20 protein-coding genes are annotated in these 16,504 nt (G+C 71.4%); 9 read left to right on the forward strand and 11 right to left on the reverse strand.

From position 1 onward, the window contains the following. Positions 1-19 precede the first annotated feature (19 nt). Positions 20-655: a response regulator gene (locus ACNTMW_RS01200; RefSeq protein WP_426631402.1), complete on the forward strand. Its 636-nt coding sequence runs from the start codon at positions 20-22 to the stop codon at positions 653-655. 94 nt (positions 656-749) lie between these two features. On the opposite strand, the gene ACNTMW_RS01205 is transcribed toward ACNTMW_RS01200, so the two are convergent. Both ACNTMW_RS01205 and ACNTMW_RS01210 read right to left on the reverse strand, forming a co-directional pair. Beyond that, positions 750-2,444: a sensor histidine kinase gene (locus ACNTMW_RS01205; RefSeq protein ID WP_426631722.1), complete on the reverse strand. Its 1,695-nt coding sequence runs from the start codon at positions 2,442-2,444 to the stop codon at positions 750-752. Between the two features lie 185 nt (positions 2,445-2,629). Then, complete coding sequence (locus tag ACNTMW_RS01210; RefSeq protein WP_426631403.1) at positions 2,630-3,862, reverse strand: acetyl-CoA hydrolase/transferase family protein; 1,233 nt, start codon at positions 3,860-3,862, stop codon at positions 2,630-2,632. Between the two features lie 537 nt (positions 3,863-4,399). Here ACNTMW_RS01210 and ACNTMW_RS01215 point away from each other — a divergent pair. Together ACNTMW_RS01215 and ACNTMW_RS01220 are read left to right on the forward strand one after the other, a co-directional pair. Continuing rightward, positions 4,400-4,774, forward strand: coding sequence for a MerR family transcriptional regulator (locus ACNTMW_RS01215; RefSeq protein WP_426631404.1), 375 nt, complete (start codon positions 4,400-4,402; stop codon positions 4,772-4,774). Positions 4,775-5,127: 353 nt separating this feature from the next. Then, positions 5,128-5,469 (forward strand): hypothetical protein, encoded by a 342-nt coding sequence (locus tag ACNTMW_RS01220; protein ID WP_426631405.1) that lies wholly within the window; start codon positions 5,128-5,130, stop codon positions 5,467-5,469. A gap of 571 nt (positions 5,470-6,040) precedes the next feature. On the opposite strand, the gene ACNTMW_RS01225 is transcribed toward ACNTMW_RS01220, so the two are convergent. The 6 genes from ACNTMW_RS01225 to ACNTMW_RS01250 form a co-directional block, all read right to left on the reverse strand. Further along, positions 6,041-6,337, reverse strand: a complete 297-nt coding sequence (locus tag ACNTMW_RS01225) for a YciI family protein (RefSeq protein WP_426631407.1) — start codon at positions 6,335-6,337, stop codon at positions 6,041-6,043. A 179-nt stretch (positions 6,338-6,516) separates the two neighbouring features. Continuing rightward, a complete protein-coding gene (locus ACNTMW_RS01230) occupies positions 6,517-6,987 on the reverse strand; it encodes an SRPBCC domain-containing protein (protein ID WP_426631409.1) in 471 nt (156 codons plus the stop codon). A gap of 43 nt (positions 6,988-7,030) precedes the next feature. Beyond that, positions 7,031-7,807, reverse strand: coding sequence for an alpha/beta fold hydrolase (locus tag ACNTMW_RS01235; protein ID WP_426631410.1), 777 nt, complete (start codon positions 7,805-7,807; stop codon positions 7,031-7,033). Next, positions 7,804-8,187 (reverse strand): DUF1801 domain-containing protein, encoded by a 384-nt coding sequence (locus ACNTMW_RS01240; protein ID WP_426631411.1) that lies wholly within the window; start codon positions 8,185-8,187, stop codon positions 7,804-7,806. The genes ACNTMW_RS01235 and ACNTMW_RS01240 overlap by 4 nt, the downstream gene beginning before the upstream one ends. Positions 8,188-8,354: 167 nt before the next feature. Then, positions 8,355-9,416, reverse strand: coding sequence for a winged helix DNA-binding domain-containing protein (locus tag ACNTMW_RS01245; protein WP_426631412.1), 1,062 nt, complete (start codon positions 9,414-9,416; stop codon positions 8,355-8,357). 187 nt (positions 9,417-9,603) lie between these two features. Beyond that, complete coding sequence (locus ACNTMW_RS01250; RefSeq protein ID WP_426631413.1) at positions 9,604-9,798, reverse strand: hypothetical protein; 195 nt, start codon at positions 9,796-9,798, stop codon at positions 9,604-9,606. A gap of 75 nt (positions 9,799-9,873) precedes the next feature. Between ACNTMW_RS01250 and ACNTMW_RS01255 the strand changes: the two genes are divergently transcribed. After that, positions 9,874-10,284, forward strand: coding sequence for a hypothetical protein (locus tag ACNTMW_RS01255; protein ID WP_426631414.1), 411 nt, complete (start codon positions 9,874-9,876; stop codon positions 10,282-10,284). A 230-nt stretch (positions 10,285-10,514) separates the two neighbouring features. Next, entirely contained in the window at positions 10,515-10,802 is a 288-nt protein-coding gene (locus ACNTMW_RS01260) for a DUF1905 domain-containing protein (protein WP_426631415.1), read from the forward strand. Positions 10,803-10,909: 107 nt separating this feature from the next. Here ACNTMW_RS01260 and ACNTMW_RS01265 read toward each other — a convergent pair whose 3' ends face one another. Beyond that, positions 10,910-11,608 carry an NADPH-dependent F420 reductase gene (locus tag ACNTMW_RS01265; RefSeq protein ID WP_426631416.1) on the reverse strand — a complete coding sequence of 233 codons (699 nt, stop codon included), beginning with the start codon at positions 11,606-11,608 and terminating at the stop codon, positions 10,910-10,912. Between the two features lie 165 nt (positions 11,609-11,773). Here ACNTMW_RS01265 and ACNTMW_RS01270 point away from each other — a divergent pair, with 165 nt between their 5' ends. Further along, positions 11,774-12,214, forward strand: a complete 441-nt coding sequence (locus tag ACNTMW_RS01270; RefSeq protein ID WP_426631417.1) for a VOC family protein — start codon at positions 11,774-11,776, stop codon at positions 12,212-12,214. 228 nt (positions 12,215-12,442) lie between these two features. On the opposite strand, the gene ACNTMW_RS01275 is transcribed toward ACNTMW_RS01270, so the two are convergent. Then, on the reverse strand, positions 12,443-12,928 hold the full coding sequence (locus ACNTMW_RS01275) for an SDR family NAD(P)-dependent oxidoreductase (RefSeq protein ID WP_426631418.1): 486 nt from the start codon (positions 12,926-12,928) through the stop codon (positions 12,443-12,445). Here ACNTMW_RS01275 and ACNTMW_RS01280 point away from each other — a divergent pair. Next, positions 12,834-13,211 carry an MmyB family transcriptional regulator gene (locus tag ACNTMW_RS01280; protein ID WP_426631419.1) on the forward strand — a complete coding sequence of 126 codons (378 nt, stop codon included), beginning with the start codon at positions 12,834-12,836 and terminating at the stop codon, positions 13,209-13,211. The genes ACNTMW_RS01275 and ACNTMW_RS01280 overlap by 95 nt on opposite strands. A 36-nt stretch (positions 13,212-13,247) precedes the next feature. Here ACNTMW_RS01280 and ACNTMW_RS01285 read toward each other — a convergent pair whose 3' ends face one another. After that, a complete protein-coding gene (locus ACNTMW_RS01285; RefSeq protein WP_426631420.1) occupies positions 13,248-13,859 on the reverse strand; it encodes a CBS domain-containing protein in 612 nt (203 codons plus the stop codon). A gap of 226 nt (positions 13,860-14,085) precedes the next feature. On the opposite strand from ACNTMW_RS01285, the gene ACNTMW_RS01290 reads away from it, so the two are divergent. Both ACNTMW_RS01290 and ACNTMW_RS01295 read left to right on the forward strand, forming a co-directional pair. Next, positions 14,086-15,453, forward strand: a complete 1,368-nt coding sequence (locus ACNTMW_RS01290) for a nicotinate phosphoribosyltransferase (protein ID WP_426631421.1) — start codon at positions 14,086-14,088, stop codon at positions 15,451-15,453. 40 nt (positions 15,454-15,493) lie between these two features. Beyond that, positions 15,494-16,447, forward strand: a complete 954-nt coding sequence (locus ACNTMW_RS01295; protein ID WP_426631422.1) for a universal stress protein — start codon at positions 15,494-15,496, stop codon at positions 16,445-16,447. Positions 16,448-16,504 lie beyond the last annotated feature (57 nt).

Consider the following 16,504-nt stretch of genomic DNA (forward strand, 5'->3'; position numbering starts at 1 on the left):
GATGCGGTAGAAACGACGAATGATCCGGGTGTATCTTCTCGACGACCACGAGGTCGTCCGGCGCGGCCTGCACGACCTGCTCGAAGCCGAGGACGACATCGAGGTCGTCGGCGAGTCCGCCTCCGCCGTCGACGCCGCGCACCGCATCCCCGCCCTGCGCCCCGACGTCGCCGTCCTCGACGCCCGGCTACCCGACGGCAGCGGCATCGACGTCTGCCGCGACGTCCGCTCGGTCGACCCCGCCATCCAGGCACTCATCCTGACCTCGTACGAAGACGACGAGGCCCTGTTCGCCGCGATCATGGCCGGCGCCGCCGGGTACGTCCTCAAACAGATCCGGGGCACCGACCTCGTCGACGCCGTCCGCCGGGTCGCCGCCGGCCAGTCCCTGCTCGACCCGGCCGTCACCGCCCGGGTCCTGGAGCGCATCCGCCGCGGCCCGGAGCAGCCCGACGAACTGCGCAACCTCACCGACCAGGAACGACGCATCCTGAGCCTGGTCGCCGAGGGGCTGACCAACCGGGAGATCGCCCAGCGGATGTTCCTGGCCGAGAAGACGGTCAAGAACTACGTGTCCAGCCTGCTGGCCAAGCTCGGCCTGGAACGGCGCACCCAGGCCGCGGTCCTGGCCTCGAAGCTGCTCGGCCGGTCCTAGGGGAGCCGCTCGGCAGGTCCTGGGCCGCCCGCTCGGTCCTAGGGGGCCGCTCGCCCGGTCCTAGGGGGCCGCTCGGCCCGGCCGGCGGGACCGGTCAGGCCGGCACCGCCCAGGTCACGGTGGTGCCGTGCGGCCGGGTGGCCGACACCGTGAACGTACCGCCCAGCTCCTCGGCGCGCCGGCGCATGTTGTCCAGGCCGCTGGTACGGCTGGCATCGCCGATCCCGACGCCGTTGTCGGCGACGGTCAGCGTGAGGTGGCCACCGCCGAGGGCGACGTGGACCTCTACCGACGTGGCATGGGCGTGCCGGGCGACGTTCGACAGCGCCTCCCGCAGCACGGCCAGCAGCGCGGTGGCGGCCGGCTCGGGCAGTCCGCTGCCCACCGGCCCCTCCAGGGTCAACTGCGGGCGGAATCCGAGCGGCTCGCGTACCTCCGCGAGCACGTCCCGGATCTGGGTACGCACGTCCGACCCCGCCGGCGAGCGCAGTTCGAAGATGGCGCCCCGGATATCGTGGATCGTCGTGTCCAGGGCGTCGACGACGCCGTCGATCCGCTCGCGCACCTCCGGCCGCACCGCGTGGCGGGTGGCGCCCTGCAACTGCATGCCGGCCGCGAACAGCCGCTGGATCACCACGTCGTGCAGGTCCCGGGCGATGCGCTCACGGTCGCCGAGCACCGCCAGCATCTCCCGCTCGTCCTGGGCGCGGGCCCGTTCCAGCGCCAGCGCGGCCTGCCCGGCGAACGTCTCGACCAGCGCCAGGTCGAGATCCTCGACGAAGGCGGTACCGCCACGGCCGTAGGCCACCGCGAGGGCACCCAGCGTCTCGCCCCCGGCCGCGAGCGGCACCAGGAACGCGGTGCCGGTCTCCATGGATACCGGCCAGACGGCGGCCTTGCCCAGATCTTCCACCACGGCGATGTGCCGCTCCCCGACGACCGGCGCGAACTCACTGCGCTCGATCGACACGCTGGAACCGAGCAGTCCGGTCGGCACCTCCCCGGCGGTCACCTCCACCGTGAGCGTGTCCGCTGCCTCGTCGTAGATGGTCACCAGCGCCAGGTCGGCGGCGGCGACCTCACGGGCGCGGGAGGCCACCAGTTGCAGCGCCTCGGTCCGGTTGATCTCCCCCAGCAGTACCGACGTGATCTCCGCGGCCGCTTCCATCCAGCGCTGCCGGCGACCGGCCTGCGCGTACATCCGGGCGTTGTCGATCGCCGCACCGGCCGCCACGGCGAGGGCGACCATCAGCTCCTCGTCGTCGTCGGTGAACTGGCCGCCGCCCCGCTTCTCTGCCAGGTACAGGTTGCCGTACACCTGGTCGCGGATACGCACCGGCACCCCGAGGAAGCTGTGCATCGGCGGGTGGTGGTCGGGGAAGCCGTACGCCCGCGGGTGCGCGGTGATGTCGGGCATCCGGATCGGGCGTGGCTCCTCGATCAACAGGCCGAGCACCCCGTGCCCACGTGGCAGGTCGCCGATCTGCTCGTGCTGCTCGGCGTCGATGCCCTGGGTGATGAAGTCCACCAACGAGCGGTCCGGGCCGATCACCCCCAGCGCGCCGTACCGGGCGCCGGTCAGCTGGCAGGCGGCCGCGACGATGCGCTCCAGCGTGCCGTGCAGGTCGAGGCCGGTACCGATGGCCACGACGGCGTCCAGCAGGGCGCGCAGCCGTTCCCGGCTCGCCGCCACCTCGCCCACCCGGTCCAGCAGCTCGCGCAGCAGTTCGTCCAGCCGTACCTGGGACAGCGACGACAGGTGCAGCGACGGGGCACCCCACGGGGTCATCGGGGTCAGGGTCGACTCGTCCGTCACAGCCGGATTTTATCGGGCCGGCGGGCCCACCAGCGGAGCGCCACGGCACGATCGCTGACCGATAGGATCGGGGCCCGTGGTCTACCGGGGCCCACGGGCCGACCAGGGCCACGGGCCGACCCGGGCCACGGGCCGGCCGCGCGTCACGAGTCCCGAGGTCAGCGCAGCGGAAGCCCCAGCGCCCAGCCCGCCTCCCGCAGCCTGTCCCGGGCGGCCGGGTGCGCGGCCTGGTCGAGGATGTTCTGCGCCTGGTCGAGCGAGTCGTGCCCCCAGATCTCGGCGACGCCCTGCTCGGTGACGATGTAGCTGTGCTGGAACGACGTGACCGGCCCCGACACCAGCGGCACGACCGAGGACACGTCGGCCTTCGGGTGCCACGACCGCAGCGCGATGATCGCGTGCCCGCCCGGAGAGTGCATGGCGCCGACGATGAAGTCGGTCTGGCCGCCGAAGCCCGAATGGACGCGGCTGCCGACCCGGCTCGCGTTGGCCTGTGCGAACAGGTCGACCTGGAGGGCGCTGTTGACCGACATCAGGCGGGGATGCGCCGCGATCGCGCCGGGGTCGTTGGTCTTCTCGGTGCGCAGCATCCGTACCCGGGGATTGCGGTCGATCCAGTCGTACAGTTCGGCGGAGCCGAAGCAGAACGACGCGGTGACCGGAGTGTCCGGGTCGAGACAGCCCGCCTTCTCCAGCGCCAGCACGCCGTCGCTGAACATCTCCGTCCAGATCCGCAGGCCCCGGCGCTCCCGCAGGGCGAGCAGCGTCGCGTCGGGGATCACGCCGATCCCCATCTGGAGGGTCGCCTGCTCCGGGATGAGACCGGCGACCCGTTCGCCGATGGCGGCGCCGACGGCATCCACCGGCGCCGGGTCGTGTGCGGGGAGCGGCTCGTCGACCTCGATGAGGTAGTCGATCGCGTCCAGGCTCACCACCGCGTCGCCGTAGGTCACCGGCATCGCCGCGTTGGCCTGGGCGATGACCAGCCCGCCGCGGGCCCGCGCCGTCTCGATCGCGGCTGGCAGGATGTTCACCTCGACCCCGAGGCTCACCGCCCCGTCGACCGGGCGGGAGGTGTGCACCACCACGATGTCCGGCTGCAAGCGCTGGCGCAGCAGGTACGGCACGAGCGACAGCCGGCACGGGAAGTAGGACAGCCGGGGGTGCGCACGCATGCCCGGGCCGACGAACGCGGTCTCGTACGTGACACCCTCCCGGTCCGGGATACCGGGCTGGGCGTTGAGCATGTGCAGCCGGTACTCCGCCACCGCGGCGTCGAGTACCCGCAGCGCCCGCAGCGGGGCGACGTGGTTGCCGCTGGCCACCACCCGGGGCGTACCCGGAACGCTACCCAGTACCCTGCCGAGCTCTGCCTCGGTGACGACTCGCATCCCGTCCACTGTCCTCTCCGCCCGCAACCGGGCGCTGCCGTGCCGCGCGGGATCGCTCATCCCGGCCATGCCGGTTCACCTGCCGATCCTCGCCGAAAACCGGGCCGGAACGGGCGTGGTGTTGACCACGCCCGTTCCAGCCCGGTCACCTTCACGATGCGCCCTCCACGCCGCACCTGCCCAGGGCGTACCGTCCCGACCGGGGAGGCCGATGGTCACGTCCGGCCGGGATCCCGGGCCTGACCCGACGCCACCGCGGAGCGCCTACGTCGCGAGATGCTCGCGCAGCCAGGTGACGACGAGCTGATGGTCCTCATGGCCGGAGGCTGGAGGCGTCCAGCCGGTTCACCGACCCACGTGGGTACCGAAGTACATCGCGCCGAGGACCGTGTGACGTCCGGTCTTCTCTCGTGATTCCCCTGTTCGTGATTCCCCTGTCGCCGGTCGATGCGCGTTATTCTGCCGCCTGAAGCGCGCTCCAGGTCACGTCACGGACACCGTGTGGTCGGCAGGAACTCGTACGGAGGGTCATCCGGAATGCGGCACTACTCCCCCGGTGAGGTCGCCGGGAAGACCGGCTTCAGCCTCGACACGTTGCGGTACTACGAGCGGATCGGCCTGTTGGACGGGATCGCCCGCACGCCCGGCGGCCAGCGGGTGTTCACCGACGACGACGTGGCCTGGCTGGGCATTCTGCGCTGCCTGCGTGACACCGGTATGCCGATCGCGGCCATGCTGCGCTACGCCGAACTCGCCCGTGGCGGCGACGAGACCGTCGCGGAGCGCGTGGCCCTGCTGGAGGAGCACGACCGGCAGATCGAGCAGAAGATCGCCGACCTGCGTGCCGAGCAGCGCCGGATCCGGGAGAAGATCGACTGGTACCGCTCGGTCCAGCAGGAGACAGCGTTGTAGCACCCGGTCTCCGCAACGGGTCCGGATGGGGCCGCCCCGCGCGAGGTATCCGTCGGCTCCGGCCGGGCCACCGGTCTCCCTTGACGGGAGAGTCAACCGCACGCGCGAGGTCGCGAAATCCACGCTCATGGACCGGCGGGTTCCGAACGCTACGTGCCTTCACTCCCCGGTCGGCACGATCAGCCACCGAGCCCACACCCGGCGACCATGAGGCGCACCGGCGTCGGGAACACCGCTGACAGCTTTCCGACCCGACAACGCCGTTACCGGCGGCACCGTCACATACTTTCACTCACAACGATCTATTCGATGATCGTCAATCATTACGACTGGGGTTCAACATGCGCAGGATCATGCGTAGCTCGGCGGTGGGCATCGGCCTCACCGCAATTCTGACCGCGGGCCTGGGAACGGTTCTCACCACACCCGCCTCCGCCAGTCCGCCACAGCCTCTCGGGTTGTCCTGCAGAGAACAGGTGCTGTCGAAGATCGGGGTCGGCCCGGTCCTGTTCGGCGTGCAGTGCTCAGGCAACTCGTCCAGTCCGTACTGGGCCGAGGGCTACTGCAAGATCGCGGGCGCCCAGCGGGGGCCGACGCAATTCCCGCCGTTCATCCTCCCGGGCTATGGACCGTGGTCGAACGTCAGCTGTCCAAGCGGCGACTACCTGATCAGCTATCGTGCGGTGCACGGCTGACGGTAATCGGAGAAACGAGCGGATACGACGGAATACCAAGATGCCCGTGACCGGCGTTCTGCCGAGCCGCGGGCATCTTTCTGGGATCCACACGAACCGCGGCCATGATGATCCCCGCGGCAACGAGATCGGGGTCGGCGGAGCCACACCCTGATCGGTAGCGGCCCACGACGGAGATCGAGTCGACCCACAGTCCGCAAACCGCATGGACCGTCTCGGGGCAGGGCACCGGACGTTCGTCGGGGCGTTCCAATCGATCGACAGGGCCATCATCAACCGATGTTCCTGTTCGCCCTCCTCGGCCCGGTCGTGTTCACCGGTGTGGCGCTGGCGCTCAGCTTCGGCGCGCGCTCGCGGCCGATGCCGTCCTGGCTCGCGGTCGCGCTGTTGCTGCATCTGATCGTGCTGGCGGCTCTCGCTCGTGGTGGGCTCCCGCGTCCACCCGCCCACCGGTCGCCCAGTCGCAGCCCGGCGAACTGTGCCATCAGGTCCAGTTCCACCGGCCGCGCGTATCGCCGGACCGTCCTGACCGGGGCCTCCGCGGCGCGTACGGTTTCGAGCGGTACGGCTGCTACCGGTCGACCGTCCGGCGTCCGTCGAGGCGGATCGTCCACGGTTCGATCAGGTCGATCCGCAGGTGGGTGCCGCTCCACGGATCGCGGCCGAGGATGGCCCTGGCTGCCTTCTCCGTCTCCACCTCCATCGCGATCACCACGCGCATGTCGTCGAGCGGGCCGCCCAACACGACGATCCCCTCGTCGACCAGCATGTCCATGTAGGACGCATGCGCGAGCCACCCGCTCTGCTCCTCCATCGGCCGGGCGATGTCCCAGTGCGGGCCGGTGTGCGACAGATGAACGAGAAACATGTCCCCGTCTTACCACCGTGGCCTGACACTTTCGGCATCCGCCCGGCTCCGCCAGCGTCGACGGACGTAGCTCCACTCGAAGTCGAGGTTCCAGGTCGCACCGTCCTTCGACAGCTCCCATAGCCCATCCACGGCGTCCGGACGGCGGCTGCTGCCGGTGACCATGCGCAACCGCGCCGCTAGAAACGCTCGTCAGCCTCCACCAACCGGGCAAGCCTGGCCAGCGCCATGCGCGTACCTGTCTCGTTGTCCGCGGCGGGCACACCGTCGGGAATCCCGTCGTGCGCGACGAGGACCTCGGTTCCGCCGTCCGTGTCGGTGAGCGTGGTCGTCATCGTCATCGTGCCGCGGAACGCCGGGTCCGCGGTTTCGAACTCGAACACCTCGACCACCTGCTCGTTCGGTACCAGCTTCCGGAAGTGGCCGTGGTACGTGTCGGTGTGCGCCGCGGATTTGCCGCTGGCGTCCGGCGCGTCGTAGGTGAGCGAGACGCGGAACGAACCGCCTTCACGGGCGTCGAATTCGTGCACGTGGCTGCGCATGCCGTCCGGCACCCGCCAGGTCGCGATCGCATCCGCGTCCACCAGCGCCCGGTAGACCGCGGGACGCGCGGCGTTCACGTGCCGAGATACCCGGGTCGAGTACGTCAAGGGAGCCTCCCGTCAGGTGTAGGACCGCGCCATGCGTGGCTGCTCAGAAGAACTCCCTCAGCACGGCGGCGATCGCGTCGGGCGACACCTCGTGTGTCTGCCCCTCCAGGACCCGGTGCGTGGCGCCGGGAATCGCGTCAGCGAGCGCCTTGGCCGGGCGGCGCAGGCTCTCCGGGCTCGCGCCACCGGCGGCGACGAGTGTGGGCACGGTGACGTGCGCGGCCCGTTCGCGTGGCACGGTGCCGTCGCCGAGCACCGCGAAGTCGTAGGCGAGCGTCGGCGCGACGCCCTCGAACACCGGCCACGCGGGCGACTGCCGCATCCCGGCGATCGCCTCGGCGGGCAGGCCGACACCCGACATGAAACGCTCCACCGCGTCACCGCGGCGGCCGGCCGCGAGCAGGTCGATGATCTGCCGGTTGTACGCCGCCACCTGCGCGGTGTCGCCGTCCTCGGCGGTGTAGGGCGGCTCGTACAGGGCCAACTTCGTGATCGCCGGGCCGCTCGCCGCCGCCGTGAGAGCGAGGGCCGCGCCGGACGAGATGCCGTAGACGTACGCCGAACCGCCGGCCGCCTCAATCACCACCTCCAGGTCCTCGACTTCGCGGTCGACCGCGTACGGAGCGGTGTCGCCGCTGCCACCCCGCCCCCGACGGTCGTACGTGTACACCGTGAAGTCGGGCGCCAGCACCCGGGCGAGCGCCGGCAGCGGCCCGAACGCCCGGTAGCACATCGCCCCGTCGACCAGGACCAGGGCGGGCCCCTCGCCCACCCGTTCACATGCGATCGTCGTCCCGTCGCGGGACGTCACCTTCGTCATCTCCTCGCCCTTCGGTCATGTCCTGGGTTGGCTTCGGTACCTGCCCGGACCTCGCCGGTCCGCCGACCGGCGTCGGCTCCGGCCCGGTCGTTCGTGACCCACGTCAGCAGGCCGCTGTGGTCCTGGAACACAAAGTCCCGGCTGTCGTCTCTGACCTTGGCACCTCGGTGGAAGATGAGTTGGAGCCGGTCCCGGGGGTGAAGTTTGAAGGTCACCCTGTCTTCGCCTCCGTAGCGGAAGCTGGGTGCCTTCCACTTCACATGCTCGGTGATCTGTTCGTTCGAGTCCAGGATCGCGATTCTCAGTTGTTCCACCCCCTCCTTCAAGGGGTGTACCAACGCCGCCACGAACCGGTCGACTTCTGCTGTCTTGTTCCGCACCGGTCTCCACCTCGTCGCCGAGTACTGGTCAGTCGCATACGAAACCGTCGTGGCATCTGTTAACCACGACCCTGGTAACCGTTGCCACTTCCCCCCACCGATTCATCCGGTGGGGTACGCGCGGGCGCATCAGCGCATCGGGTCGGGTCGGATACCGCTGAGGGTATTTACGGCAGATTGGCATACACCTCCGGGACCATCTCGGCAACCTCGTCCGGGAACGCGACGAACGGCGTCGCGGCCACCGTCCGTTTCGCGCCGTGGCCGGCGTGCTTCCAGGTTCCGACGACCCGGCCGTCGCTGACGACCGTCGGCCGGAACACCCCGTTGCCGCCCGGAACGATCCGGGCGGCGAACTCGGTGGGCAGGACGGCGCGACGGTCGGCGTAGCCCAGGATGAACTCGTCGAACCCGGGGAGCAGGAAGACGCCTCGCGCGCGGCGCCGGCAGGTCTTCAGTAGATCGGCGGTCCGCGGGTCCATGAAGTACTCCACGCCGTCGACGTCGAGACGGGTGAGCCGCGGGCGGGCGAGCGCGAGCCCCGCCCGGACGTCGGCTGCCACCAGGTTGGTCCACCGGGTGAAGTCCTTGACCGTGGCGGGGCCGTGGCTGCGGAAGTAGCGCCAGGCCAGTTCACCGAGCGCCTCCTCACGCTCCGGGCGGCGCGGATGGGCGATCCACTCGTCGATGAGCACCAGCAGTTGTTCGCCGTCGCGCATCGGCCCGAAGCACACGGTTCCGGTCTGCGCCAGATGCGCCAGCAGGTGGTAGCCGCGCTGCCCCGCCGTGACCAGACCGCCGTCGTTCCAGGCGGCGAGCAGGTCGTCACGGCGCAACCGGTGGCCACCGGTCAGCGCCTTCACGGCCAGCTCCCGGGCCGTCTCCAGGGTGGACGTGTCGAGGCCCAGCTGAGCGTGGCGGGCAGCGGCACCGGCAACCACGCGCGGCGCGGCGAGCCGCAGGATCCACGGCAGATCCTCGGCCGCGACGAGGTGGAGGGTGCCCCGCATGGGCCACGACCGGACGATCTCGCCGGCGTCGAGCGCGGCCACGACGACCTGTCGGGTGCCCGCCGCGGTGCGCAGCGCGACCGAGGTGAGGGCCCCGTTGAGGTCCTGCGCCTGCAGGGCGGTCTGCCAGCGCACGGCGTCGGCCGCGGTCGCCGCACCGGGCCCGGCGATACGCTGCGCCACCAGTCTGAGCAGCGCGATGTCGTGCAGCGTGGTCATCGCCGCACCAGCATGGTCATGGCCGCGTCAGCGCGGTCGGGGTCGCCACCTGAGAAGCCTCCCGTTCCTGACACCTGGGCATGGGCGTAGCCCATCACACCCGTACGACAAGATCTGTTGGCACCACCGGGAGGAATCCGATGGCGAACCGGCACGCCCCGATGATCATCACGGTCGTGGGTCCTGTTCATGTCGCATTGGGCGACTCGATGTCGATCGACGACCACGCGGGTGGCGCGGGTCGGGGCGCGGCCAACACGATCCGCGCGCGGGTCGCCGACGCCTGCGCGGTCTTCTGCCGGCGGATCCACCCCTGCAACGTCGCCCGCTCGACCTGCGTCAGCTCCAGCAACGCCAGCTTCGGACCGCGACCGTCACCCATACCACTGTCTAACAACACATTGACGACTCAGGACACTAGGTCTGCGACGTGGCAGCGTGCTGGCACCATGATGCGGTGCTCGGGCAGCGATGGGAAGGCGTGCCGCGACGTGTCCGCCTCATCGTAGGAGCCGAAGCTCTGGTGCTTGGCTACGGTGCCGGTGTACATGTCGTCCAGCTGGCCTCGCAGGGCTTCCACCCCTATTCGTGGGCGCCAAGCTGGCTCGCGATCTACTTCACCTCGCTGACGCTAGCCGATCCGCTGGCAGCGATACTCCTCTGGCTTCGACGTACCGCCGGTCTCTACCTCGCGGTATGCGTACTCGTCACTGACGCACTGGCCAACGGGTACGCGGTCTACGCGTTGCAGGCCGGGTCCGCTGTCGCCCATGCTTCTCAGGCAGTGATCAGCTTCCTGGCGGTGACGGCGTTGTCGACAGGTCCATTGGTCCACCCCTGGCTCTGGCAACACGACACACATCGCTGATCTCGCCCAATATCGCAGACGAGCTGCGGACAGTCGGCCTACCGTGAAACACGACCTAACGCCGTGGCCGGACGGAACCGCGCTCGTTCGGTCGTACTGCGGCGTGGTGGAACCCAACGCATGGGCGTACCCGAGATCCGCTCCGGGTGTGGAACACGCTCACCGGTTCTGGCGGGCAACCGGACGCATGAGCACATCTGCAGGAGTTCGTCGGCACCTATCCTGATCGGATGAAGCTGGAGTTCAGCGGCGAGATCTGGTTCTGGAAGGGTCCCGCGCCGTGGCACTTCATCACCGTTCCGGATGAGGAATGCGGCGCGCTGGAAGCGGCGTCCGCCCTGGTGACGTACGGCTGGGGCATGATCCCGGTCACGGCACGGGTCGGGGAAACCGCGTGGAAGACGTCGCTGTTTCCCAAGAACGGGCAGTACATCGTGCCCGTGAAGGCGTGGGTGCGGAAGGCCGAAGGGCTCGAACTGGGCGACACGGTGTCGGTCCGCCTGGTTGTCGAGGTCTGATCGGCCGACGGGAGGATCTGCACCTGCACGTCCGGCGAACGGTCCGCGGTGAGCGCCGCCGCGCCCGGAGCGGGCGGGGCGGCGCCGGCACCACGGTCCGGTCCGGGTCAGTCCCGGCTCAGGTCGGCGTAGCGGCGGGCGGCGGCCAGGGCCGAGCGCACCGCGTCGGCGCCGACCGGTACGCCGGCCTCTCCGACCTCGGGACTCTGACCGAAGTAGAGGTTGGCGTACGCGGCGGTGTCGCGCTGGAACCGCCAGCCCTCGGCCAGCGGGCCGGCGTCGACACTGTCGTAGCCGATCGCGTCGAGGAACGCGGTCACCGTCGCCTTCGCGTCCGCGTCGTCGCCGGCGATCGCCAGGGCGCTGCGATCGGGCGCCCCGGCCGGCCGGGCCAGCGAGAGCAGGTGCTTGAAGTAGATGTTGTTGAACGCCTTGACGACCCGGGAGGTCGGCAGGTGCCGCTGGAGGAGTTCGCTCGTGGTCGTCGACTCGTCGTCGAGGTCGGCGATCTGCCCGTCCCGCTGCGGGTAGTAGTTGTTGGTGTCGATCACCACCTTGCCGGCGAGCGGCTCGACGGGAACGCTGCGGTAGGCCCGCAGCGGAACGCTGACGACCACGAGGTCGCCCGCTGCCGCGGCTTCGGCCGGGGTCGCCGCGCGGGCCCGGGGACCGAGCACCGCGACCAGCTCCTGCAGGCTCTCGGGACCGCGCGAGTTGCTCAGGACGACGTCGTACCCGGCCGCGACAGCCAGCCTGGCCACGGTGCCGCCGATGTTCCCACTGCCGATCAATCCAAGTGTCGTCATGTCCGCCTCAACCTCCGGCGGCCCGGCCCGCATTCCCGGCAACAGCGGTCGCGCATCCGACCATGACGGCACCACGACATCTGGTGAGCCGACGACCACGGCGTCCGGTCGGCGCGCGTTTCGCCCGGCACCCCGAGCGGGCATGCCGAACCGAGGAGGTGGCCGATGGAGGCAGCGCAGGGGTACCCGCAGATTCGGCAGGTGGTTCTGGACACCCCGAACGCCCGGCGGTTGGCGGAGTTCTACCGCCAACTGCTGGGACTGCGGTACCGGCCGGGGGACGAGCCGCCAGCCGCCGGCGAGCCGGACCCGCACGGGGAGGACTGGCTGGTGCTGCGGGACGCGACCGGCCACAACCGACTGGCGTTCCAACAGGTGTCGGAACTGCCGGGGGCAACGTGGCCGAAGGGCCCGCACCCGCAGCAACTGCACCTGGATCTGACCGTGCCGACGGTGGCGCAACTGGAGGTACAGCATCAGCGCGCTCTGGCCCTCGGTGCCCGGCTCCTCTTCGACCGCTCCGACGACGCCGAGGAGCCGCTTCGCGTGTACGCCGACCCCGCCGGCCATCCTTTCTGCATCTTCGTGGCCCCGGCGGGCCCCTGAACCGCCCCACGCCCCGGCGGGCCCCTGCACCACCACGCGCCCACCGCCGCGCGGATTTCGCGTGACGGCGTCCAACCGCTCAGGCGGCGGTGCGGACGACGGGACCGGACGCGGTGACGCCCCGTGCCCGCCGAGGCCGTCCGGGAGGCCGTATCCGGCCTGCCGGGCGACGGCCTCGACCGCGTGGGAGACGTCGCCGATCCGGTTGCCTGGCCTCCTGACAGCGCCCTACCAGGGCAGCGTGCCGTACGCCTCGGTGCCGTCGGTGGTCCACAGGTAGCCGTACAGGACCCCGGTCGGGCCGTCCTCGGGCAGGGTGGCGAGGTACACGCTCACCTCGGCACCCTGTTGCGGAGTCCGGAACCCGCTGTGCCCGTTGAGGTCGGTCGCGCAGTAGCCCGGGTTGGCCGCGTTGACCTTGATCGGGGTGTCCCGCAGCTCCTTGGCGTACATCGCGGTGACCATGTTGAGCGCCGTCTTGGACGAGGGGTAGGGCACCGACACCAGCGGCCACAGCGGGTTGGCCGGGTCGGTCATCGAGGTGATCGAGCCAACCTCGCTGGAGACGTTGACGATCCGGGCCGCCGCTGCCCGGCGCAGCAGCGGCAGCATCGCGTTGGTGACGGCGACGACGCCGAAGACGTTCGTCTCGTACACCGCGCGCAGCGTCTCGAGCGTGGTCTCGCTCGGCAGGGCGCTGCCGTCGGCCCGCACGATGCCGGCGTTGTTGTTGCTCGCCGTCTCGCCCCGGTTCGCCGAGATGTGGGCCGCGCACGACGTCGAGGTCCGCCGGCGGATCGTGAAACGGGTCAACCACCCGGTCGCCGGGCCGCTCGAGTTCGATTGCCAGGTCCTGCACGTCCCCGACAGCGACCAACGATTGATCGTCTACTGCGCCGCGCCCGGCTCGCCGACGCGGGCGGCGTTCCGCCGGCTGGCCGAGGAGTCGTCCGCGCGGGCGCCCCGGACCGCCGAGGTCGGGCAGGCACCGGCGTGACGACGGCGGTGACCCGCGCGGGCCCGCGACAGGTGCTCAGGCGTGCTGGGGCAGGCGGGTTGCCACCACCCCAGGGACGGTACGCACCAGCACGGCGATCACCTGCCGCTCGACCTCGTCGTCGAACGCCCCCTCGATCAGGGCGGTGCCGTCGACGACCGCGACGGTCCACCGGCGGCTGCCGCCGGCGTACTCGTCGAGACGGTACTGAGCCTCCTGGCGGATCGTGTCGTCGGTGCGCACCATGGCGCGCATGATGTCCCGGCGGCTGATGATGCCCACCAGCTCGCCGTCGTCGACGACCGGGATGCTGCGGATGCCGCGGTCGAGCATGAGCCGGGCGACGTCGGCCACGTCGTCGCCCGGACCAGCCGTCACCACCGACCCCGTCATCACGTCCGCCACGGATGCCGGCCGGGCGGTGGCGGCCTCACCACCGGCGCTGCGCCACGGATGTACGGCGGGGTCGTCCGGCACCCGGTCACGCAGCAGGTCGGCCTCGCTGACCATGCCCACGACCTCGTTGGCGGCACCGAGCACCGGCGCGGCCGCGATGGTGCGGGCGGTGAGCAGGGCCGCGGCATCCTCCACCGGGGTGTCGGCCCGGACGGTGTAAACCGGAGTACTCATGAGGTCCCGTACGCGCATCGCCGTTCCTCCTGCCGGCCGGTGGTCAACGCTCTCCCCCACCGTGCCCGCAGCGCCCCGGCGGCGCCCAGATCCAACCGTCCCGGCCGGACAGGAATTTGGTCCCGCCACGGGTCGGCGCCACGGGTCGGCACCTGACCGGTACCGCCGTCCGGCCTGGTGTGATCCGGGCCTGGCCGGGAAGCGTGGTGAGGAGATCGGTACTCCGTACCGGACGGGAGGCGGCATGCCCGGGCTGCACACCGACCTGTACGAGCTGCGGATGGCGGCCAGCTACCTGCGTCGCGGCATGGACGGGCCGGCCACGTTCAGCCTGTACGTCCGGCAGCTCCCCACCGAGCGGGGGTTCCTCGTCGCCGCCGGCCTGGCCGACGCGCTGGCGTTCCTGGCGGACTTCCACGTCGACGGCGCCGACCTGGACTGGCTGCACACCACCGGGGGCCTGCCCGCCGAGGCGGTCGACGCCCTGGACGGCGTGCGGTTCACCGGCGACGTGTGGGCCGTACCGGAGGGGCGGATGATCTTCGCCGACGAGCCGCTGCTGGAGGTCACCGCGCCGTTCGCACAGGCCCAGCTCGTTGAGACGGCGCTGCTCAACATCGTCACCCACCAGACCACGATCGCGTCCAAGGCCGCCCGCTGCCGGCTGGCCGCGGGCGACGCCGACCTGGTGGACTTCGCGTTCCGGCGCACGCAAGGCCTGGCGGCCGCGATGGCGGTGGCCCGGACGTCGGCGATCGTCGGGTTCGTCGCGACCAGCAACGTGGCCGCGGCCCGCCGCTACGGGCTGCCGCCCTCCGGCACGATGGCGCACTCGTACGTGGAAGCCTTCCCCGACGAACGCGCCGCGTTCACCGCGTTCGCGGAAGACTACCCGCGCGACGTCGTGTTCCTCATCGACACCTACGACACCCTGGCCGGGGTACGGACCGCCATCGAGGTGACCCGGCGGCTGCGGCTGCCCGGGCCGATCGGGGTCCGACTGGACTCCGGTGACCTCGCCGGCCTGGCCGTCGCCGCCCGCCGGCTCCTCGACGAGGCGGGACTGACCGACGCCCGGGTCGTCGCCAGCGGCGGCCTCGACGAGTACGCGATCGCCGACCTCGTCGCCGCGGGCGCGCCGATCGACGCCTACGGCGTGGGTACGAAGATGGGCGTGTCCGCCGACGCGCCCTGCCTCGACAGCGCCTACAAGCTGGTCGCGTACGACGGCCGCCCGGTCATGAAGCTGTCCCCCGGCAAGGTCACCCTGCCCGGCGCCAAGCAGGTCTTCCGGGGCGAGGCCGTCGGCGACGACCTGCTCGGGCTGCGCACCGAACCCGTGCCGCCCGGCCACACCCTGCTGCTCGGCCCCGTCATGGCGGGCGGTCAGCGGCTGCCCACCACCGACGAGTACGGCCCGGCCGACGACGCGGCCGCGGCGACCCGCCGGTTCGGCGACGACCTCGCCCGGCTGCCCGAACCGGCCCGCCGGCTGCACCGTCCCGCGCCGCCGGTACCGGCCGTCACCGCACCGCTGAACCGGCTGCGCCAGCACGTCCTGAGCGGCCTGCTCGACCGGCTGGCGGCCGAACGCCTGCCGGTGTCCGGCTGACGCGGAACGACGACAGGCCCACGACGAATCGGAGCGCACGATGAGCCCGCAGGAGACGAGCTCGCAGGGCCGTACCGCCGGAGCCGGGACGCCCGTACCGACGGCCGCCACCGGCCCGGTCGTCGTCGGCGTCGACGGCTCCGCCCGCAGCCTGGACGCGGTGGACGTCGCCGCCCGCGAAGCGGCCCTCCGGCGCCACCCGCTGCACGTGACCCACGCCTATCTCTGGCCGTACGTGGCTGTCCCGCCCGGAGCGGTGCCGGTGAGCCGGTCCGACGACGCCCTGCGCCGGGACGCCGAGCGGGTAGTCCGGGAAGCCGTCGACCGGGCCCGGTCAGTCGCGCCGTCGGTGGGGATCACCGGCGAGGTGGACGTCGGGGCACCCGTGCCGGCGCTACTGGAGCGGTCGCGTACCGCGACCCTGGTCGTCATCGGCGACCGCGGGCTGGGCGGGTTCACCGGGCTGCTCGTCGGGTCCGTCGCGGTGGAGTTGGCCGCCCACGCCGCGAGTCCGGTACTGGTCGCGCGCGGCAGCCCGGAACCCACCGGCGACGTGCTGGTCGGGGTCGACGGTTCACCGGCGGGTGAGGTGGCCGTGGCGTTCGCCTTCGCGGAGGCGGCGCTGCGCGGTAGCGGCCTGGCCGCCCTGTACGCCTGGACCGATCCGGCGTGGTACGACCTCTCCGGCATGCAGTTCGTGGCCACCGACCCCACCCGGCTCGAGGCCGAGGCCGAGCGGGTACTGGCCGAGCCGGTGGCCCGCTGGCACGAGCGGTACCCGGAGGTGCCGGTACGGTTCCGGCTGGTCCGCGGCCGGGCCCCCCAGGCGCTCATCGAGGCGTCCGCCGGGGCGCAGCTCGTTGTCGTGGGGTCCCGTGGCCGGGGCGGCTTCACCGGCCTGCTGCTCGGCTCGGTCAGCCAGGCGCTGCTGCACCACGCCGCCTGCCCGGTCGCGGTCGTCCGCGCCGGGCTGGCCCGCCGGGCCGCGGAGTGAGGGTGCCGTACCGGGTGCCGACAGCGGTGCGCCCATGGTCCTTTCCGTGCCGATTCT

The sequence above is a fragment of the Planosporangium spinosum genome (assembly GCF_049999945.1).
GTDB classification, from domain to species: Bacteria; Actinomycetota; Actinomycetes; order Mycobacteriales; family Micromonosporaceae; genus Planosporangium; species Planosporangium spinosum.